Here is a 20,363-nt window from a genome sequence, read left to right as displayed (position 1 = left end):
GAGCCGATGGACAGCTCGTTGAGTCTATGACACCTTCGCGAGAGTTCAAGCTCAGCAATCCTCATACCTCGGCGCAAGCTGCGACAAGGCCGAATTGGCGAACAGCAGCGAGAACGTACACCCGCAGTGATGTCTTTCTTTTATCAGCGGCGACCGGGTGCTAGGGTTGGATATGAAACCAGACCAAACAGGTACGGTTCGCGGAGGCTCAATCATGTTGCGCATGAGCAAGCTTGCCGACCATGTCACGGTGACCGCGATCACCCTGGCACGCGATCCGGACACCGTGCAGAGTACTGGCCGACTCGCCGAAGCACTCGTATCCGCTATTGGCTACGGCAGTCGCCAGACGGAACACGCTGTTTGACGCGATCGCAGCGATCAGGACAGCCGGCAAGCCGCTAAGCACACTTGATTCCGGGATCGCCCCAAACGCGCGATCCGGCCGCCGCAACGCTGAAAGCGGAGGTCTGCATGAGTTCAAGTGTATCGAGAATCGACGAGCTGATCCGGAGCGAATACCGCCACGGATTCGTGACCGATGTAAAGTCGGACACGTTGCCGCGCGGCGTGTCTGAAGATGTCATCCGTCTGATTTCAGCAAAGAAGAGTGAACCCGACTTCATGCTCGCCTGGCGCCTCTCGGCTTACCGGCACTGGCTGACCATGAACGAGCCTCATTGGGCATCGGTTGAGCACCCACCTATCGACTATCAGGACATTGCGTATTATTCGGCGCCGATTGGTCCGAAGGATCGCCCGAAGAGTCTGCAGGATGTCGATCCGGAACTGCTGCGCACGTATGAGAAACTCGGCGTTCCGCTCGAAGAGCGCGAGATGCTCGCGGGCGTCGCGGTGGATGCGGTGTTCGATAGCGTGTCGGTCGCGACGACGTTTCGCGAAAAGCTTGGCGCGCTCGGCATCGTGTTCTGTCCGTTTTCGGAAGCGGTGCAGACTCATCCTGAACTGGTGCGGCAATACCTCGGCTCAGTGGTGCCGCATACCGACAACTTTTTCGCTGCACTGAACTCCGCGGTCTTTAGCGACGGCTCGTTCTGCTATATCCCGCCGGGCGTGCGTTGCCCGATCGAACTTTCCACGTACTTCCGCATCAACGCGCAAAACACGGGACAGTTCGAGCGAACGCTGATCATCGCGGACAAGGGAGCCTACGTCAGTTACCTGGAGGGTTGTACCGCGCCGATGCGCGACGAGAACCAGTTGCATGCTGCCGTGGTGGAACTGGTCGCGCTGGAGGGTGCGCAAATCCGCTACTCGACGGTGCAGAACTGGTATCCGGGCGATGCGCACGGGCGCGGCGGCATCTATAACTTCGTGACCAAGCGTGGCGATTGCCGTGAAGCAGACTCGAAGATTTCGTGGACGCAGGTCGAAACAGGCTCCGCCATCACGTGGAAATACCCGAGCGTGATCCTGCAAGGCGACAACTCAGTCGGCGAATTCTATTCGGTGGCGCTCACCAACAATTATCAGCAGGCTGACACCGGCACGAAGATGACGCATCTGGGTCGCAATACGCGCAGCACGATCCTGTCGAAGGGCATTTCCGCCGGCCACGGCAGGAACGCCTATCGTGGGCTAGTGAAAATTGCCCGCTCGGCGGAGGACGCGCGCAACTACACGCAGTGCGATTCGCTGCTGCTCGGCGATCGATGCAGTGCACTCACGGTTCCGTATATCGAGGTGAAAAACCCCACCGCGAAGGTCGAGCACGAGGCATCGACGTCGCGCATCGACGAGGACCAGCTCTTCTACTGCCGACAGCGAGGCCTTTCGGAGGAAGAAGCGGTGTCGATGATCGTCAACGGCTTTTGCAGGGAGGTCCTCAAGGAGCTGCCCATGGAGTTCGCCGTCGAAGCACAAAAGCTGCTCGGCGTGAGTCTTGAAGGCAGCACGGGCTGACAGGGACAACGGTCATGCTAGAAATCAGCAAACTGAGCGTTGAAGTAGAAGGCAAGCCGATCCTGCGCGGGGTCGATCTGCGTGTGAACGCGGGCGAGGTGCACGCCATCATGGGGCCGAACGGTTCGGGCAAGAGCACGCTTGCCAACGTGCTGGCGGGCCATCAGCATTACCGCGTAACAGGTGGCAGCGTGCGGTATGCGGGCCGTGACCTGCTCTCGCTCGCGCCGGAGGAGCGTGCACGCGAAGGGCTTTTTCTCGCGTTTCAATACCCCGTCGAAATACCGGGTGTCAGCAACGTGTATCTGCTGAAGGCCGCGCTGAACGCACAGCGTACGCACCGCGGCGAACCCGAACTGGATGCAATGGAATTCCTGCAACTGGTGAAGGAGAAAATGGCGCTTATGCAGATGGACGAAAGCCTGCTGCATCGCGCGGTCAACGAAGGGTTTTCAGGGGGCGAGAAAAAGCGCAACGAGGTGCTGCAGATGGCGGTGCTGGAGCCGCGCCTCGGGATTCTCGACGAAACCGATTCGGGCCTCGATATCGATGCGCTGCAAGTGGTTGCGCGAGGCGTCAATCAGATGCGCCACCCGGACCGCGCAATCGTCCTGGTCACGCACTACCAGCGTCTGCTCGAATACGTGGTGCCTGACTGCGTGCACGTGCTTTCAAAGGGGCGTATTGCAAAATCCGGAACGCGCGAGCTGGCACTAGAACTGGAGCGCAAGGGTTATGGATGGCTCGGTGAGGATGCGCCGAACGGGCCGCATTCCGGCCCACCCGACCCGTACTGACACGAGGCGGTCATACGTGAGATCGCGAGGAGTAGACGTCAAATGAGTGAACCGACGCTCGAGTACCTCCATCAGGCTTTCCAGACCCTGTCGAGCACGCTGCCCGGTGCGGAACTTCCGTGGTTGCGCAGCGCGAGGCGCGAGGCGTTCGAAAAATTCGAAGGGCTTGGCTTTCCCACCACTCGGCTCGAAGACTGGAAGTACACGAATGTGGCGACCATCGCTAAGCGGTCATGGCATTTCACGCCGCGGCCCAGCGACGACCTGGACGTCGAGCGCATCGTCGACGATCTCGTGCCCTACAGGACGGCGGGTCGGCTCGTGTTCGTCAACGGCCGCCATATGCCGAAGCTGTCGCGCATGCCGTCTTTGCCGCACGGCGCATTTGTCGGCAGTCTCACGCGGGCCATCCGGGAGATACCGGAGCGCCTGAAGGCCGTCATTGAGCACCAGGCACCGCACGATGGCTTCGCGGCCCTGAACACAGCGTTTCTGAGCGACGGTTACGTGGTCCTGTTGCCGCCGGACTGTGCGATCGATGGGCCGCTCGTCATGCTGTTCCTCACCGACGAGGCGGGTCTCGCGGTACATCCTTTCAACACGGTGCTGGCGGAGGATCGCTCGCGGTGCTCGATCGTCGAGCAGTTTGCCGGTTTCTCCGACGACGCGTATCTGGTCAATTCCGTCACCAGGATCGCGGCAGGCGACGAGGCCGACGTGCAGCATTGCCGCGTCCACCATGAAGCACGCAGCGCGTTCCATATTGCGCATGTCGATGCCTCGCAACAGCGTGCGAGCCGCTTCACGTCGCACTCGTTCGCACTCGGTGGCGCACTCTCTCGTACGCAGATCGGCACACGGCTGCAGGCCGTGGATGCCCGCGCCGAGCTGAACGGGCTGTATGTCGCGACCGCGAGGCAGCATGTCGATCATCACACGCGCATCGATCACGAGAAACCGGCTGGATCGAGCCGCGAGCACTACCGCGGCGTGCTCGACGGTGCGTCACATGGCGTATTCAACGGCAACGTGATCGTGCACCGTCACGCGCAGAAGACCGACACGCATCAGTCGAACTTCAATCTTCTGCTGTCGCGCGATGCGCAGATCGACACGAAGCCGCAACTGGAGATCCACGCCGACGACGTCAAGTGCACGCATGGCGCAACCGTAGGCCAGCTTGACGAGAACCAGCTGTTCTATCTGCGCTCACGCGGCATCGACGAACGGGTTGCGCGGGCTTTGCTGATCTGGGCGTTTGCGCGCAGCAGTGTGGAGCACGTGAGCATCGAGGCGGTGCGCCACAAACTGACGCAAATGCTGCTCGCGCGCACGCCGGAAGGCGAGCGCATTCGGGGACTGGTATGAAACCGATCGAACCTGTGATGATCCCGGACGACGATACGGTGGCGCGTTGGCGAAGCGACTTCCCGATTCTTCGCGAGCTGATACACGGCAACCCACTGGTGTATCTCGACAACGGCGCGACGACCCAGAAGCCTTCGGCCGTGATCGACGCGCAGCGCGATTATTACGAGCATACGAATGCGAACGTACATCGCGGCGTGCACGAGTTGTCGCAGCGCGCCACGAACGCGTACGAAGCTGCGCGCGAACGGATTGCGCGCTTCATCAATGCGGCGCGCGCGGAGGAAATCGTCTACGTGCGCGGCACGACGGAGGCGATCAACCTGGTTGCGCAGAGTTATGTGCGTCCTCTCGCGAAGCCCGGCGACGAGATCCTGATCAGCGCGATGGAACATCACTCGAACATCGTGCCGTGGCAACTCGTATGCGAGCAGACGGGCGCGGTGTTGAAGGTCGTGCCGATCGATGACAGCGGCGCGCTCGATGTCGATGCCTACCGACAGATGATCGGCGAGCGTACGCGTATCGTGGCGATCACGCATGTATCGAACGCGCTCGGTACGATCAACCCGGTCGCGCGGATGATCGAGGTCGCGCACGCGCGCGACGTGCCCGTGCTGATCGACGGCGCGCAGGCGGTTGCACATCTGCGTGTCGACGTGCGTGCGCTCGATTGCGATTTCTATGCGTTCTCCGGGCACAAGGCGTATGGGCCGACGGGAATCGGCGTGCTGTACGCCAAGGCGGACACACTGCAGGCGATGGAACCGTGGCAGGGCGGTGGCGACATGATCCGCTCGGTGACGTTCGACAAGACCATCTACAACGCCATTCCCTGGAAGTTCGAGGCGGGCACACCGGACATTTGCGGTGCGATCGCGCTCGCGGTGGCGCTCGACTATGTGAGTGCAATCGGCACCGAAACGATCGGCGCACATGAGGCCGGGCTGCTCGCGTATGCGACCGATGCAATGCGTGCGGTGCCACATCTGCGGCTGATCGGTACCGCAACCGAAAAGGCAGCCATTCTGTCGTTCGTGCTCGACCACGTGCATGCACACGACGTCGGTACGATTCTCGATCAGCACGGCGTCGCGGTGCGCGCCGGGCATCATTGCGCGATGCCCGTCATGGAGCGCTTCGGCGTGCCGGCAACCGTGCGCGCGTCGTTCGCGTTGTACAACACGCGGGCCGACGTGGAGGCACTCGTCAAGGCAATGGCGCACGTGCAGGAGGTATTTGGGCAATGAGCAGTCTGCGCGACCTGTACCAGGAAGTGATTTTCGACCACTACCGGAGACCGAGAAACCGTCGGCGGCTGCCGGATGCGAATCACAAGGCGGAGGGCTATAACCCCTTGTGCGGAGACCGCATCACGTTGTATCTGCGCATCGAGGATGGCGTCGTGACGGACGTTGGGTTCGAGGGAGTAGGTTGTGCGATTGCTATTGCCTCGGCCTCGCTGATGACCGAAGCGCTTAAGGGGCGCACGGAATCGGAAATGGAGGCGCTCTTCGGGGCGTTTCACGACATGATGATGACGGCGCCGCCAGCGGGCGCGTCTTCGCAGCTCGGCAAGCTCGCCGTGTTCTCGGGTGTACGCGAATTCCCCGCGCGCGTGAAGTGCGCGACGCTCGCATGGCACACGCTCCATGCGGCGCTGCATGACGAGTGCGGCACCATCTCGACGGAATGATGTAGTGGAGGAAACGAGGTGAACACGATGAGCGCATTCGACTGGCTGAAACGGGAAGACGGGCCGGAGCCCAGTGACCCCGACCTGCGCTCGCGCGTGATCGACGCGCTGCGTACGGTGTTCGACCCGGAAATTCCGGTGAACATCTACGATCTGGGGCTGGTGTACGGTCTGGACGTCGACGGCGATACGGGCAGCGTGTCCATTCGCATGACGCTAACGGCGCCGGGCTGTCCGGTCTCGCAGAGCTTTCCGGCGACGATCGAAGATGTCGTCTATTCGGTGGCAGGCGTCAATACGGTACGGGTCGAGCTGGTGTGGGAACCGCCGTGGACGAAAGAGCGGATGTCGGAAGCCGCCCGTCTGCAATTGGGGATGCTTTGACATGGCAGACTGGGTCGATGTCGCGGCGATGACGGATTTCCCGCCTGGTTCGGTGCGCAGCGTAGACGTGGATGGCACACAGGTTGCGGTGTTCAATCTCGATGGCGTCTGCTACGCGATCGAAGATTGCTGTCCGCACGACGGCGGCATCCTGACTGGCGGTGCCGTCGAGGATGACCAAGTGGTGTGTCCTCGCCATGGCGCCCGTTTTTGTATCAGGACCGGCAAGGTGCTGGCTCCGCCGGCCTACGAAGACGTCGCAGTGTTTCCGGTGCGCATCGAGGCTGGTGTGCTACAGGTGCGCGACGCGCGCGACGACGACAGTGCTTCGTGAACGAGACTTTCTCCCGGGAGACTCTATGAAAACCGATCACGTTACCAAGTACCGCGGTTTGCTGATCCGATCAGTCGTCACTCCCGGGCCCAGCGATCGCTATCGGGCGTCAGCCATCGTGACCGACCAGACAGGCGAAACGCGGACGCTGGGCGTCGACGGCGATTTCGCGGAGCCGAACGACGCTCACGTCCAGGCGACGGAACTCGCGATCGCATGGATCGACGGGCGCCACGTTGTATCCGATCACTACGTACGCCGGGGATAGATCAGCCGACGCCGGCACCCGTCGAATGGCTGGCTGTTGAATGCCCGGCACGTATAGCCGCTTTAGCGCTCCGGTTCGCAAGGCGTGGAAATCGCCCCCAGCGTTGAAGAAATTTCGTCGTCGGAGCGCGTGGCAAGGATCGACGACCGGAATCCGGCGGACTTGCGCGTCCGCCATCCTGTCCTTGACGGCCTGGACGTCGTCGTCTTCGTAGCAGCAGCCCGGTTCGCCACTGGCGATCCCTTCTATCGTTTCCTCGGGCGACGCTCCTGGCGATACCGCACGCGTCACGATATCCCGATCAGTCAGCATGCCCACCACCTCCCCGTCCTCGCGAACGGGTAGCAATCACCGTACCCCTCGACGCAGTAGCCGGGAACGTGACGTGCTAACCCATCATGACGTGACATTTTTGACCAGACGGGTGGACTCATGAGCAATGAAGCCAAAAGCGCTGCATATCCCTACGCATCGGGTGGATGGGGTTCCGTCAAGGCGGTCGCGACGATCCTGCTTCGCGAAAAAGCGCCGCTGAAAGATAGCCAGGTTCTGATGCATCAGAACAAGCCCGACGGTTTCATGTGCGTCAGCTGCTCGTGGGCGAAGCCCGCCGATCCGCATACCTTCGAGTTCTGTGAAAGCGGCGCGAAAGCCACCGCGTGGGATCTGACGGCCAAACGCGTAACGCCGGATTTCTTCGAGGTCCACACTGTCAGCGAGCTTGCGAAGTGGCATGACCACGATCTCGAGGAAGCGGGGCGGCTGACCGAGCCGCTGCGCTACGACCCGGCTACCGACCGCTACGTGCCGGTGTCGTGGCAGCAGGCATTCGAGGAGATCGGCGCCGAGCTGCGCACGCTCGACCCGGCCAGCGTGGTGTTCTACACGTCGGGCCGCGCATCGCTGGAAACCTCGTACATGTTGCAGCTTTTCGCGCGCATGTACGGCACCAACAATCTGCCCGACAGCTCGAACATGTGCCACGAGAGCACCAGCGTCGGGCTCAAGGAAGCGATCGGCGTGGGCGTCGGCACAGTCTCGCTCGACGACTTCGAGAAGACCGACCTGATGTTCTTCTTCGGCCAGAACGTCGGTACGAATAGCCCGCGCATGCTGCATCAGTTGCAGGACGCGCGCAAACGCGGCGTGCCGATCATCACCTTCAATCCTTTGCGCGAGCCGGGGCTGCTGCATTTCGCAAACCCGCAGTCGCCGGTCGACATGCTCACACCCGCCGATACGCAGATCAGCACCCAATACCATCAGGTGAAGACGGGGGGCGATACCGCCGCGATCCTCGGGATCTGCAAACTTGTGATCGAAGCGGACGATCGCGCGGTCAGTACGGGCGGCGCGCGCGTCGTCGACGTCGATTTCATCCGCGAGCATACGAACGGCTATGAGGAGTTCGCGCAGTACGCGCGCGCGGCGAGCTGGGACGACATCGAGCGCGTGAGCGGCCTGCCGCGCGCCGCGCTCGAAGCGGCCGCCGACGAATACATGAAGGCGAACGCGGTGATGATCCACTATGGCATGGGTCTCACGCAGCATCGGATGGGTGTGCAGAACGTGCGCATGCTGTGCAATCTGCTGCTGCTGCGCGGCAATGTCGGCAAGCCCGGCGCGGGGCCGTCGCCGGTGCGCGGTCATTCGAACGTGCAGGGTCAGCGCACGGTCGGCATCACCGAAAAGCCGGAACTCGCGCCGCTCGATCAGCTCGCCAAACAGTTTTCGTTCGAGCCGCCGCGCGAGAAAGGCATGAACATCGTCGAGGCCTTCGAGGCGATGCTCGATGGCAAGGTCAACGCGATGATCAACCTCGGCGGCAACCTCGTGCGCTCGGTGCCCGACCGGGTGCGCACCGAACCTGCGTGGGCCGCGCTCGGGCTGACCGTCAATGTGGCGACCAAGCTCAATCGCAGCCACCTGGTGCACGGCCAGCGCTCGTACCTGCTGCCGTGTCTGAGCCGCATCGAGATCGACCGGCAGGCGGGCGGCGCGCAAGCGGTGTCGATGGAAGACAGCACGGCGCACTTTCATGGCTCGCATGGCATGGTCGAACCGGCCGCGCCGACGATCCGCTCGGAGCCGTTCATCGTCGCGGGCATCGCTAAGGCGACGCTCGGCGAGCGCTCGAGCGTCGACTGGGATGCATGGCGCGACGACTATTCGCGCGTACGGCTGGAAATGGCGAAGACGTGGCCCGAGATGTTCGCTGATTTCGAGGCGCGCATGTGGACACCTGGCGGCGTGATACGGCCGCTGCCCGCGCGCGAACGCAAGTGGAAGACCAGGAGCGGCAAGGCCGAATTCATGGTGCCGACTTCGATCGGCGAAGATCCGGACATGCCCGAGCGTGAGCCCGATTCGCTGCGCTTGATGACCCTGCGCAGCGACAGCCAGTTCAACACGACAATTTATGGCCTCGACGACCGCTTCAGAGGCATCAAGGGTTCGCGCATGGTGATCCTGATGAATCCCGCCGACATGGAGAAGCGCGGGCTCGCACACGGCGACCGCATCGGCCTCGAGACGATCGCGGACGATGGCGTCGAGCGCCGTGTCGAGGGGCTGAAGGTCGTTCCGTTCGACGTGCCGCAGGGATGCATCGGCGGCTATTACCCGGAATGCAATCCGCTGCTGCCGCTTTGGCACTACGCGAAGGAGAGCAAGGTGCCGGGTGCGAAGTCGATTCCGGTGCGCGTGCTGGCGGCCACTCGATGATTCAGCGCTGACACAAAAAGGCCGGCATCGTTACCTGTGCCGGCCGCTGAATTACACCCGGGCAGCGCGTGAAGGGCATGATAAGCGCGTGCCCACCTTTATGATAGTCGCGCCCGCGGCGCACAGACAGACGCACCGCGTGTTGATAACTCATGAGTTGCGGACGGGTGTGGGGCCGACCGGGTGTCCGTTACCCGATACTTAAGGACATAGCACGGCGCGACATACTGTTCCTATACTGCGACGTCCCCTACGGATTCGGGGACAGCGTTTCTCTAGAAGCGCTTAATGGCGATCACGCCGCAATGCCGGGTGATCGCCTTTTTTCACGGAGCACCGCTCGAAGGAGGCTTACGCGTCGAATGTGAAGGTAAACAACCCGAAGGTTGGGGGAGACGATGACAGAACGTATTGAAGATGTGCTGGCGGAGATGATCAACGTAAGCACCGAGATCAGGGTGCGAACATCCGCGCTGGCCAAAATGGAAGGAAGCCTCGCGCGGAGCGACGAGCCCCTGCTGCGCGATGCGCTCGACACGACTCGCCGGGAGCTGTCGCTGCTAAATCAGCTCAAGGGCGAGCTCATAGGCCGCTTGCTGGCACTCGAAAGCGGCGCTCGGGACAGAGCGGCAACCAATCGCCCGATGCCGATCCCATGACGCAGATGCGCCGCATTGGCGTCCCTGGCCGAATGCGGTGCTCGCGGGTCTGCGGCATGCTCACTGACAGGCATATCGAACGAAACCTGAAGGAGCAGACCATGAGCGCAACGCAGCCTTCCGTGCAACAGACGCCCGCCAATGACGACGACACGGACCTGCCGAACATGCCGGGCGAACCGGAGCCGCCAACCACCGAAGACCTCCCCGATCTGCCCGAGCCGCAGGAAGTGGGCGAGGACGGTTGACGCGCGCAGCCGCGGCCTTTACCGCGGCGCATGCCTCACGACCCACATCTCATCCTCTGCAGCGAGCGGGCGTGGAGCGCCTGCTCGCAGTGCGACGGGGCGTCCGTGCGCTCCGCCATCGGAGTGACCATGAACGATCTTCGAACTGTCGATATCTACCGGTACGACCCCGACGCCGACGAACGTCCGCGGCTGCAGCAATACGAGGTCGAACTGGGGCACGGCGAACGCATGCTGCTCGACGTGCTCGGCGCGATCAAGGTGATGGACGAGTCGCTGGCTTATCGCCGCTCTTGCCGCGAGGGCATCTGCGGCTCGGACGCGATGAACATCAACGGCAAGAACGGGCTAGCGTGTCTGACCAACATGCAGGAACTGCCGAAGCACATCGTGCTGCGGCCATTGCCAGGCTTGCCGGTGATCCGCGATCTGATCGTCGACATGACGCCGTTTTTCAATCAATACCATTCGATCAAGCCGTGGCTCGTCAACGACGATCCGCCACCCGAGCGCGAACGCCCGCAGTCACCGGAGGAACGCGACCAGCTCGATGGGCTGTACGAATGCATTCTGTGCGCGTGCTGTTCGTCGTCGTGCCCGAGCTTCTGGTGGAACCCGGACAAATTCGTCGGTCCCGCGGGTCTGTTGCAGGCCTTCCGGTTCATCGCGGATTCGCGCGACAAGGACACGGCCGCGCGACTGACGAATCTCGAAGACGCCTACCGGCTGTTTCGTTGCCGCACCATCATGAACTGCGTGGACGTGTGCCCGAAGGGGCTCAATCCGGCGCGCGCGATCGGCGAAATACGCACGATGCTCACGCGTCGCACGGTGTGATCTCGAGACGGCATGGCGCTTGCTGTTTTACTGCGCTACGAGGCTGCCAAGGAACCGCAATGACCCCCCAGGACTGTATCGACGCGCTCGACCATTGCGCGAGCGCCTGCACCCGGTGTTACTCCGCGTGCATCGCGGAGCGGCATATCGATGAAATGGAAAAATGCATCCGGCTCGACATGGATTGCGCGGCGCTGTGCCGCTTGACGTCGGAGGCCCTCGCGCGCGACACGCAGTTCATGCGCGATTTCTGCGACTTCTGCGCGCGCCTGTGCGACGTCTGCGCCGACGAATGCGCGCGTCATCCGGCGCAGCATTGCCAGGATTGCAGCGATGCGTGTCGCCGCGGCGCGGAAGCGTGTCGCGCGCTATGACGGAACGCGGGTCCGGGCGTGACCCGCGATATGCAACCTCTAGCGCCGCGGCTTCGAGCCCTTCCAGTTCGACTTGCGTGCGAACTCGACGAACGAAGCCAGATAGTCGAGCGACGCATCCGCGTCGCGTGTGCCGAGAAAAATCTGCTTGGCGATGCCGGCCTTGCCGAGCTTTACGCTAACCACCGGCATACGGTCCGCGTATTCCTCGGCGAGCCAGCGCGGCAACGCGGCCACGCCGCGCTTGCTTGCGACCATCTGCAGCATGATGTCGGTGGTCTCGATCGTCTTGTGACGGCGCGGGGCGACGTCGGCGGGGCGCAGGAACAGGTTGTAGATGTCGAGGCGATCGGTGTCGACCGGATAGGTGATCAGCGTTTCATCCACGAGCTGTTCGGGCTCCACGTAACGCGCGTTGGCCAGCCGATGCCCGTCGGCCACCACCAGCACCTGCTCGTAGTCGAACACGGGCTCGAAGCTGAGGCCAGGCCGCTTCAGCGGATCAGGCGTGACGAGAACGTCGATGTCGTAGCCGAACAGCGCGCCGATGCCGCCGAACTGGAAGCGTTGCTTGACGTCGACATCGACATCGGGCCAGCGCGCGAGGTACGGCGACACGACCTTCAGCAGCCACTGGTAACACGGATGACATTCCATGCCGATGCGCAGTGTGCCGCGCTCGCCGTTCGCGTATTGCTTCATGCGCGCTTCGGCGTGCTCGAACTGCGGCAGCAGCCGTTCAGCGAGCGACAGCAGATACTGGCCCGCCTGAGTGAGGCGCAGGTTGCGGCCGTCACGGTCCCAGACCGGCGTGCCGAGCTGCTGCTCGAGCTTCCTGACGGTATGGCTCAACGCTGATTGCGTCAGATGCAGCGCACCGGCTGCTGCGGTGAGCGACCCCTGCCGGTCCACTTCTCGGATCAGGGTGAGATGAAAGCGTTCGAGCATGAGGGGGATGAGATTCGACAAAGTGCGACGCGTATCGTAGCGCGATTATGCGGGCGGGCTGCAAAACCTGGAGCATGGAGCGAATATCTACGGCTCGGAGCCAGTCGAATGACTGGCACCGGGCACTCGTTTCGTCAGTGCGGCGCTTTCGTGTCCTGGCGTCGTCGACCAGGTCTTGAATTTCTTGAGGTTGCCAGCACGCGAGCGTCCCCTTACGCGGACGCCAGACGGGAGCGAGTAGCCCGTCCCGTCGGCCTATCTCGCAGGAAGATCGAGTATTTCACGCGCTTTGGCCGCACTTGCCACCGGCCGGCCATATTCGTCACACAAAGCGGCCACCCGTGCAACGAGTTGCGCGTTGCTCTTTGCCAGCGTGTCCTTGTCCCAGCGCACATTGTCTTCGAGACCGGTGCGGCAGTGCCCGCCCATTTCAAGAGTCCAATGATTGACCTCCAACTGATGCCGTCCGATACCCGCGGCGGTCCATGTTGCATCCGGCAGTAGCGTCTTGAGTTGCTGGACCTCGAACTCGAGAATCTCGCGACGCGCAGGTAGCGCGTTCTTTACACCCATGACGAATTGAACGTGTACAGGAGACTTCAGCAACCCTTGCTGGACGAGATCTGCCGTGCTGTACAGCATCGCCAGATCGAAGACTTCGATTTCGGGTTTGATATCGTAGTCGAGCATCGTTTGCGCAAGCGCGCGCACGAAGTCCGGCGGATTTTCATAGACGGTAGTCGGGAAATTGACGGAACCCGTTGCGAGCGACGCCATATCCGGCCGCAGGTCGAGCATCGCGCCGCGTTGCTCGAACGAACGGCCACGGCCGCCTGTCGAAAACTGAATGATGATGTCGGGGCAATGCTTGCGGATGCCCTCCTGAAGTGCGGCGAAACTCGCGCGGTCGGAACTCGAGTTCTCCTGTTCGTCGCGCACGTGCAGATGAACCAGCGATGCCCCGGCTTCGTACGCTTCCTGCGTGCTTTCGATCTGCTCGGAGATCGTGATCGGCACAGCCGGGTTGTCCTTCTTGCGCGGAACTGAGCCAGTGATCGCAACGGAGATGATGCACGGTTCACTCATGGCTAACACTCCCGTTTCCGATTTTCGTATTTTCCAAGTCTAGTTCAAAAAGGGTGCAACTTATATTGCCGGGGAAGGGGACAGGTACGCAGGTGGTAGTGCCGATAATCGTGCAGTAGCGATGTAAGTTTGTTGAAATGATTCGGTCAGGGTGCTCCCGAAGTCAGCGAGGGCGAAGCGGCGGAACATCGCCTGACTCGGCGCGACCCGTGGATAGTGTGATTCGTTTTATTACCTGCCATGTAATTGGCTGGACTCGCGCCTCTGACTAGTCTGCGCATGTCGCCTGTACGTTGTCAGCGACACACCTCGACCCTCAAGGAAATACCATGGCCAACTTTCCCACCTATACGCTCGAATCCGCACCCGAACAATCGAAGCCCGCGCTGAACAGCCTCGCCGAGATCTTCGGTATGGTGCCCAATATGCCTGCCAAAATGGCGGGCTCACCGAGGCTGATCACTGCCCTCTTGGGTGTGTTCAATCAGGCGCACGGCGGCAACCTCGACGAACAGCAGATGCAGGTACTGCTGCTCACCAATGCGGTGACCAATGGCTCCGCCTGGCCGGTCGCTTTCCACTCATTCCTCGGGCTCAAGGAAGGCCTGAGCGAGGCCGACGTGCAGGCGATCCGCGAACGCCGCTTCCCGCAGGACGCCAGGCTTGCGGCGCTGTCGCGCCTCGCACGCACGCTGATCGAAAAGCGCGGCCGCATCGACGACCACGACATCGCCGCGTTCACCGAGGCGGGCTTCGATCAGGCGCTGGTGCTTGATGTCGTGCTCGTGGTCGCTGCCTCGACGATGACGAACTACACCGCGAGCGTCACCCAGCCGCCGCTCGAAGAACTCTTGCAGCCGTACGAATGGAAGGCTTGATGCGAGTTTCGGCGGCGTGAATAGCAATAGAACCCGCCGCCGCGGAAGGCCTGGTAAAGCCCTTTCCTTGCCGGGAAAGGGCAACGCCGATCTGCGATCGTCACGGGGAAAATCTTGTTCGCGGACCTTCCTTTAGGGGGTGAATCCCCCCGAAGCCCCCGCCGGAAGCCTCCCCAATCCCATGACACGCGGTGAAATACCTTTTACGTAGCCAGTCACGAGAACCCTGTCTAAAGTGCGCGTATCGATGCGATGCACTGACCCCTCGTCACCGCAGACGATACATCCCGCCACCACCCGATATGGCATCGTCATGGAATCCTTCACAAAACTTCTTCTCGTCGTCACCGGCGTCGTCGTTGTCGTTTCACTGATCGAAGCAGTCGTGCTGAGCCGCAGGAAGAGTGCGTCCTCACCATTTGCCTGGCACGAGGTGTGGATCTCGCTGTTCGACCTGGCCGCGCGCAGGCTGATATCACTGCTGCCGATCTCGGTCGCCACGCCAGTTTTCAGCTTCGTCTACGACCATCGTATCTTTACGGTCGACGTCAATAGCGCGCTCATGGTGTTTGCGCTCTTCATCGGAATGGAGTTCTGCTACTACTGGTATCACCGTGCGTCGCATCGTGTGCGCTTCTTCTGGGCCACGCATGCCGTGCACCATTCGCCGAACCAGTTGACGCTTTCAACGGCCTACCGTCTCGGCCTGACCGGCAAACTGACCGGCTCGACGCTGTTCTTCGCGCCGCTGGTATGGCTCGGGGTCAAGCCCGAGGTCGTGCTGCTCACGCTGTTCCTCAATCTTATGTACCAGGGCTGGTTGCATACCACGTACATACCCAAGCTGGGCTGGTTCGAATATGTGTTCAATACGCCGTCCCACCACCGTGTGCACCATGCATCGAACGTCGATTACCTGGACGCGAACTACGGTGGCGTACTGATCATCTTTGACCGGCTGTTCGGCACCTACGTGGAAGAACGCGCTGACGAACCGTGCCGCTACGGTCTCGTGACGCCGACCACGTCGCGCAACCCGCTCGTCGTCGAGTTCGAGCACTGGGCCACGCTAATTCGCGATATGGTCAACGCGAAGAGCCCGTGGATCGCGATCAATCACGTGATCCAGCCGCCGGGCTGGCTGCCGGACGGCGGAGGCGAAACGACGGAAGAACTGCGCCGCAAGAGCAAACAACCCGGCGCGACGGGAGCGCTCAACGGCTAAAGCTTTAGTCAGGAAGGTACGAAATTGCACCGGTCCGCGGTCAAGCGACTCGTGAAATTCGTAGGTGGTTTGGGTGGTATCGATCTGTCTCGGTCATTCACGTCATTCTCTATATTCTGGCGCGCTAGAACTGGGTGATCTTGCTTTCGTTGGTGAGCTGAGTCACACCGGAGCGCCGCCAGCGGCATAAAATTATTCATCAGCGTCTGTTCTGTTCGCCATCGCTGTTGGCCCTTGGTCGCTTCAGACTTCGATACGCTGCGATGACGACCGCCTCGGAGGCGCCGTGTTCCGCCGGACCTTGAATCGCACGTTGCTCCATGCTGCGGTGGCAGCTGGACTTCTGGGCGGCTGTCCGTGCCTCTTGCCAGCTGCGCTCGCCGCCGGCACCGCGTCACCCCAGCCTGCTGACGCGAAGTTGGTTGCACCGGCCAATGCCACGACGCCATCTGACTTCCCCACCATGGTCGAGCGATACGGGCCCGCCGTAGTCCATATCCGCGCAACGGCGCCAGAGAAGCAAACCTCCGCGTCGCCCCCCGAGGACATCGGCCCCCACGATCCGATCGCCGCGTTTTTCAGCGGCGTCGCGCCGCAATCCCCGGAGCCGCAACGCAATATTGCTCGCGTGACAACGGGCACCGGCTCCGGATTCATCATCAGCCCCGATGGCCTCATTCTGACCACCGCACATGTCGTGGATCAGGCGGACGAAGTCACGGTCAGTCTGACGGACCGGCGGGAGTTCAAGGGCAAGGTGCTGATCGTCGACACAGATAGCGACGTTGCGGTGATTCAGATCGATGCCGCGACGCTGCCGGCCGTCAAGCTCGGTGACTCGTCGCGCGTGCGTGTCGGTGAACAGGTGCTGACGATCGGATCGCCCGACCGTTACCAGAACACCGTTACGACTGGCATTGTTAGCGCCACTTCGCGAGTGTTGCCGGACGGCAGCAATTTTCCCTTTTTCGAAACCGAGGTCGCCGCCAGTCCCGACAATTCGGGCGGTCCTCTGTTTGACCGCGTGGGCGAGGTGATCGGCATCGACGTGCAGGTTTATCCGGACGCGGAGCGGTACCCGAGCCTGACGTTTGCGATTCCGATCAACATGGCGAATAAGGTGCGAGCGCAGTTGCAAACCCAGAGCAACGGACCGGCGGGCATTGCTGGTGTAGAGGTTCAGGACGTCGGACCTGGGCTGGCGGTGGCCATTGGCCTGCAACGGCCGGCCGGGGCGCTCGTCAACGTCGTCACGCCTGGTACGCCCGCCGCCGCGAGTGGCCTTAGGCCTGGCGACGTGATCAGGCAGATTGGCGACAGGACGATCGCTCGCTCGGCCGAGCTGGCCCAGTATGCCGGCGGGCTGCAGCCCGGAACGAAGACGACGCTCACGCTGATCCGCAGCCAAAAGCCGATGACGATTGAAATCATCGTCGGCGCGCGCGGCGAAACCCCGAGCGCCGTGCAAGCCCCTGGTGCAGCGTCGAATCCCGCTCCGGCCCAAACTGCAAGCGCCGCACCGGATCGCCTTGGCTTGACGATGCATCCGCTGAACAACGACGAGAAGCGGGCGAATGATCTTCCGGAAGGGATGATGGTGGACCAGGTGACTGGACCTGCGGCGACCGCTGGCATACGCGCTGGCGATATCGTCCTGTCGTTCAATGGTGAGCTGATCGAATCCCGGGAGCAAGCGAGTGCAGTGGAAGAAAAGGCGAAGAAAGCGATATCGGTGCTGATCCAGCGTCAAAATGCTCGCCGGTTTGTCTCCGTCACGCTCAGGTGACCGTCGCTGCGCGATGCGCGTGCAAACTGCCTCATGACGCAAGGCGGACAAGGTGGCGACGATCTCACAACTTCATTGAGGTGCGACCTAACAGGCACAGCGAATGCTCCACTTGCATGCGTCGCCGCCAACTGTACAGGGATCGCGCAGAGGTGCGCCGGACGGCGATTCCGGTCGCCAGTCAAGATCGGCCACGAAGATGGCGGGCGTTTCCATAGCTCAAAGGCTTAGGATAGAAAAGCGGGTTCACGGCTCCCCATTGCCGTGACGGAACCGTGGGCGAACAGGCCGAACCGCGGCTCATTTCGATGAGCACTCCGTAAAGGGGACGGCAGATGAACGTAGTGAATGGAAGGACCAGGCGAAACGATCCGGGTTCGGGTGCCGGTAGCCCGGATGCAGAGATCAATACCGCACAGCCTTCGCGTGGCAGACACCTCGCGCTTTGGGCTGCGTCGGCAAGCGCGTTGGCTGTCGCGGTCATGGGTGTGGTCGCGCAAATCGATCGGTTCGACGATGATCAGGCGCTCGGGATTAACGAAACCACGTCGCCAGCGCCACACACGACATGGTTCGGGCATGTCGCGCTACCGCCGTCGCCTCCCACCCACCCAACCGCGGTTGGCGGTGCTGAACTCGCCCCGCCGGCGTTTTCCGGTCCGTCCGATCATGGCGCTAAAACTGCTCCGGAGCCTGCTGCGCCGCAGTCGGTCACACGAGAGCCCGACCAGGCAAGCTATACCGCTGCACAAGCTCGCCACCATTCGGCGCCGGACGTGAGAGCAATCGAGCGGCATGCGAGCGGGATCACTGGACCCAAATCGCCGACGACACAAGCGTCTTCATCCGATCATGTCGCGCGATCATCGTCAGTTCCTGCGCGGGGATCTGCAACTACCAGTGCTGAGCACGCTCCACGCGCGTCTTCCGCTTCGCTCGATCACCGCAGCGCGCCTTCTCCGAATACTCGCGGCGCAGCTTCTCGGAATTTTGCTTCACTGCAACTGGTTCAAAGACAGCCTGCAGGCAGTCGCGCAGGAGGTAGTTTGGGCGCGGGCGGTTCAGGGGTAGGCACAGCCGGTTCGGGTTCGGGCGGTTCGAATGCCGGCAACTCGGGTGCAGGCGCGTCCGGTTCGGGCGCACGCGGTTCTGGTGCAGGTGCCGGCGGCTCGGGTGCAGGTGCAGCCGGTTCCGGTGCAGGCAGTTCGGGCCCAGGCGCGGCCGGTTCTGGTGCCGGTGGTTTGGGTGCTGGCAGTTCGAGTGCAGGCAGTTCGGGCGCAGGCGGTCACGGTGCGGGCAGTTCTAGTGCAGGCAGTTCAGGGGCTGGCGGTTCGGGTGCGAGCAGTTCGGGCGCAGGCGGTCACGGTGCGGGCAGTTCTAGTGCAGGCAGTTCTAGTGCAGGCAGTTCAGGGGCTGGCGGTTCGGGTGCGGGCAGTTCGGGTGCGGGCAGTTCGGGCGCGGGCGGTTCGGGCGCAGGTAGTTCGGGCGCAGGCAGTTCGGGCGCAGGCGGTCACGGTGCAGGCAGCTCGGGTGCAGGCAGTTCGGGTGCAGGCAGCTCGGGTGCAGGCAGCTCGGGCGCAGGCAGCTCGGGCGCAGGCAGTTCGGGCGCAGGCGGTTCGGGTACAGGCGGCTCTGGTGCAGGTAGTTCGGGTGCAGGCAGTTCGGGCGCAGGCGGTCACGGTGCAGGTAGTTCGGGTGCAGGTAGTTCGGGCGCAGGCGCAGGTGGTTCGGGTTCAGGCGGGTCTGGCGCAGGCAGTTCGGGCGCAGGCGGTCACGGTGCAGGCGGCTCGGGCGCAGGCAGTTCGGGCGCAGGCGGCTCGGGCGCAGGCGGCCCCGGCGCAGGCAGTTCGGGCGCAGGCGGGTCTGGCGCAGGCAGTTCGGGCGCGGGCGGTCACGGCTCAGGCGGTCCGGGTGGAGGCGGTCACGGCTCAGGCGGTTCAGGCGGCGGCGGTCACGGCGGAGGCGGTTCGGGCTCGGGCGGGTCAAGGTAATCCGCAGCCTCGTTTTCGGCCGCTCCTTCGTGCACGACACGAAGGAGCGGCCATCCGACGGGAAATCCCGATCGTGTGGCGCGACAAGCAAGGTGAGCATGTCGCGGCGAAGTTGATGAGCCAACGTTGATGGTCCCAGACAAGCGCTCATTGATTGACGCGCCCTTTTTTGATTGTCGCCGATGCGGCTCTCATCTTGTTCGATGCGCGGCACGATTGGATAAAACGTGAAGGGTGAAATCCGTTACGTATGTCCATCTCTATGGTGGCAGCTCCGATGGCTGTACGCAGCCGGCCGCCCTGTTCTGGCAACACTGAGAGGCAAACGTCAGTTGCCGAAGCGCATCGAGCATATGAGAGCAGTGACGGGAACTGACCGGCAGTACCCGTTCGTCCACTCTTCACCGCTCGATAATCGTGGTGTCAATGCGCGTGCCGCGCTTGATGAAGAGCGTGACGGGCGTCTTTTCGCAGATCTCCGCGAGTCGGGCCCGTTGTGCGGCGTCGAGCGGCGCATCAACCTCGACGGTGCGACGGATGTACTGGTTGCGCTCCTGATCGGCGTGCAGAGTCGTGGTCACATCGATGCTGCCGTCGGGCCAGCCTTTGCGCTGCATGTACATGCGCAGCGTTGCCGACGTGCACGCGGCGAGACCCGCAAGCACGAATCCGAAAGGGGCAGGCCCGCGATCCTGACCGCCTTCGTGCGGGCCCTCGTCGCCAGCGAGCGCATGGCGGCCGGCTTCGAGGGCCACGAGGTAGTTGGGGGCATCGGCGGCGAGCCGTGCGGAGGCGGTGGCGAGCGGCATGGTAACTCCTGGGAACTGGGCGCCACCG

21 protein-coding genes are annotated in these 20,363 nt (G+C 62.5%); 16 read left to right on the top strand and 5 right to left on the bottom strand.

All coding sequences use genetic code 11. The features are described from left to right. Positions 1-214 precede the first annotated feature (214 nt). The 8 genes from ACLFKU_RS30270 (at position 215) to ACLFKU_RS30235 (ending at position 6,502) form a co-directional block, all read left to right on the top strand. Complete coding sequence (locus ACLFKU_RS30270) at positions 215-367, top strand: hypothetical protein (RefSeq protein ID WP_410851552.1); 153 nt, start codon at positions 215-217, stop codon at positions 365-367. A gap of 107 nt (positions 368-474) precedes the next feature. Next, the gene (gene sufB, locus ACLFKU_RS30265; RefSeq protein WP_368585747.1) at positions 475-1,923 is read left to right on the top strand and encodes a Fe-S cluster assembly protein SufB; all 1,449 of its coding nucleotides are present in this window, start codon (positions 475-477) and stop codon (positions 1,921-1,923) included. Positions 1,924-1,937: 14 nt separating this feature from the next. Further along, complete coding sequence (gene sufC, locus ACLFKU_RS30260) at positions 1,938-2,720, top strand: Fe-S cluster assembly ATPase SufC (protein ID WP_410851551.1); 783 nt, start codon at positions 1,938-1,940, stop codon at positions 2,718-2,720. A gap of 42 nt (positions 2,721-2,762) precedes the next feature. Beyond that, the gene (gene sufD, locus ACLFKU_RS30255) at positions 2,763-4,088 is read left to right on the top strand and encodes a Fe-S cluster assembly protein SufD (RefSeq protein ID WP_410851550.1); all 1,326 of its coding nucleotides are present in this window, start codon (positions 2,763-2,765) and stop codon (positions 4,086-4,088) included. Then, entirely contained in the window at positions 4,085-5,338 is a 1,254-nt protein-coding gene (locus ACLFKU_RS30250; RefSeq protein ID WP_410851549.1) for a SufS family cysteine desulfurase, read from the top strand. The genes sufD and ACLFKU_RS30250 overlap by 4 nt, the downstream gene beginning before the upstream one ends. Next, positions 5,335-5,784 (top strand): Fe-S cluster assembly sulfur transfer protein SufU, encoded by a 450-nt coding sequence (sufU, locus tag ACLFKU_RS30245; RefSeq protein ID WP_368585743.1) that lies wholly within the window; start codon positions 5,335-5,337, stop codon positions 5,782-5,784. Before ACLFKU_RS30250 ends, sufU begins: the two co-directional genes overlap by 4 nt. Before the next feature lie 27 nt (positions 5,785-5,811). Further along, positions 5,812-6,168 (top strand): SUF system Fe-S cluster assembly protein, encoded by a 357-nt coding sequence (locus ACLFKU_RS30240; protein ID WP_410851548.1) that lies wholly within the window; start codon positions 5,812-5,814, stop codon positions 6,166-6,168. A 1-nt stretch (position 6,169) separates the two neighbouring features. Beyond that, positions 6,170-6,502, top strand: coding sequence for a Rieske (2Fe-2S) protein (locus ACLFKU_RS30235; protein ID WP_410851547.1), 333 nt, complete (start codon positions 6,170-6,172; stop codon positions 6,500-6,502). Positions 6,503-6,611: 109 nt separating this feature from the next. Here ACLFKU_RS30235 and ACLFKU_RS30230 read toward each other — a convergent pair whose 3' ends face one another. Continuing rightward, on the bottom strand, positions 6,612-7,088 hold the full coding sequence (locus ACLFKU_RS30230; RefSeq protein WP_410851546.1) for a hypothetical protein: 477 nt from the start codon (positions 7,086-7,088) through the stop codon (positions 6,612-6,614). A 114-nt stretch (positions 7,089-7,202) separates the two neighbouring features. Here ACLFKU_RS30230 and ACLFKU_RS30225 point away from each other — a divergent pair, with 114 nt between their 5' ends. From ACLFKU_RS30225 to ACLFKU_RS30205, 5 genes are all read left to right on the top strand, one after another. Beyond that, on the top strand, positions 7,203-9,494 hold the full coding sequence (locus ACLFKU_RS30225) for an FdhF/YdeP family oxidoreductase (RefSeq protein WP_410851545.1): 2,292 nt from the start codon (positions 7,203-7,205) through the stop codon (positions 9,492-9,494). Between the two features lie 398 nt (positions 9,495-9,892). Further along, positions 9,893-10,153: a hypothetical protein gene (locus ACLFKU_RS30220; protein ID WP_368585738.1), complete on the top strand. Its 261-nt coding sequence runs from the start codon at positions 9,893-9,895 to the stop codon at positions 10,151-10,153. 101 nt (positions 10,154-10,254) lie between these two features. Beyond that, a complete protein-coding gene (locus tag ACLFKU_RS30215; protein WP_368585737.1) occupies positions 10,255-10,401 on the top strand; it encodes a hypothetical protein in 147 nt (48 codons plus the stop codon). A gap of 129 nt (positions 10,402-10,530) precedes the next feature. Next, on the top strand, positions 10,531-11,238 hold the full coding sequence (locus ACLFKU_RS30210) for a succinate dehydrogenase/fumarate reductase iron-sulfur subunit (RefSeq protein WP_368585736.1): 708 nt from the start codon (positions 10,531-10,533) through the stop codon (positions 11,236-11,238). 59 nt (positions 11,239-11,297) lie between these two features. Continuing rightward, complete coding sequence (locus ACLFKU_RS30205) at positions 11,298-11,612, top strand: four-helix bundle copper-binding protein (protein ID WP_410851544.1); 315 nt, start codon at positions 11,298-11,300, stop codon at positions 11,610-11,612. Positions 11,613-11,651: 39 nt separating this feature from the next. Here the strand turns inward: ACLFKU_RS30205 and ACLFKU_RS30200 are convergent, their stop codons facing one another. Then, complete coding sequence (locus ACLFKU_RS30200; RefSeq protein WP_410851584.1) at positions 11,652-12,560, bottom strand: LysR family transcriptional regulator; 909 nt, start codon at positions 12,558-12,560, stop codon at positions 11,652-11,654. 255 nt (positions 12,561-12,815) lie between these two features. Beyond that, entirely contained in the window at positions 12,816-13,646 is an 831-nt protein-coding gene (locus ACLFKU_RS30195; RefSeq protein WP_410851543.1) for a 3-keto-5-aminohexanoate cleavage protein, read from the bottom strand. Between the two features lie 329 nt (positions 13,647-13,975). Here ACLFKU_RS30195 and ACLFKU_RS30190 point away from each other — a divergent pair, with 329 nt between their 5' ends. From ACLFKU_RS30190 to ACLFKU_RS30180, 3 genes are all read left to right on the top strand, one after another. Then, positions 13,976-14,524, top strand: coding sequence for a carboxymuconolactone decarboxylase family protein (locus tag ACLFKU_RS30190; protein ID WP_368585733.1), 549 nt, complete (start codon positions 13,976-13,978; stop codon positions 14,522-14,524). Between the two features lie 313 nt (positions 14,525-14,837). Next, a complete protein-coding gene (locus ACLFKU_RS30185; RefSeq protein WP_410851542.1) occupies positions 14,838-15,749 on the top strand; it encodes a sterol desaturase family protein in 912 nt (303 codons plus the stop codon). A gap of 286 nt (positions 15,750-16,035) precedes the next feature. Next, positions 16,036-17,535 (top strand): trypsin-like peptidase domain-containing protein, encoded by a 1,500-nt coding sequence (locus tag ACLFKU_RS30180; RefSeq protein ID WP_410851541.1) that lies wholly within the window; start codon positions 16,036-16,038, stop codon positions 17,533-17,535. Positions 17,536-18,927: 1,392 nt separating this feature from the next. On the opposite strand, the gene ACLFKU_RS30175 is transcribed toward ACLFKU_RS30180, so the two are convergent. Together ACLFKU_RS30175 and ACLFKU_RS30170 are read right to left on the bottom strand one after the other, a co-directional pair. Further along, positions 18,928-19,650: a hypothetical protein gene (locus ACLFKU_RS30175; RefSeq protein WP_410851540.1), complete on the bottom strand. Its 723-nt coding sequence runs from the start codon at positions 19,648-19,650 to the stop codon at positions 18,928-18,930. 277 nt (positions 19,651-19,927) lie between these two features. Beyond that, complete coding sequence (locus tag ACLFKU_RS30170; protein WP_410851539.1) at positions 19,928-20,335, bottom strand: OsmC family protein; 408 nt, start codon at positions 20,333-20,335, stop codon at positions 19,928-19,930. Positions 20,336-20,363: the final 28 nt, after the last annotated feature.

Source organism: Paraburkholderia sp. EG304, from assembly GCF_046543485.1.
Taxonomy (GTDB): Bacteria; Pseudomonadota; Gammaproteobacteria; order Burkholderiales; family Burkholderiaceae; genus Paraburkholderia; species Paraburkholderia youngii.
The sequence above is the reverse complement of the archived record's forward strand: the minus strand, read 5'-3'. Positions and strand labels throughout refer to the sequence as shown.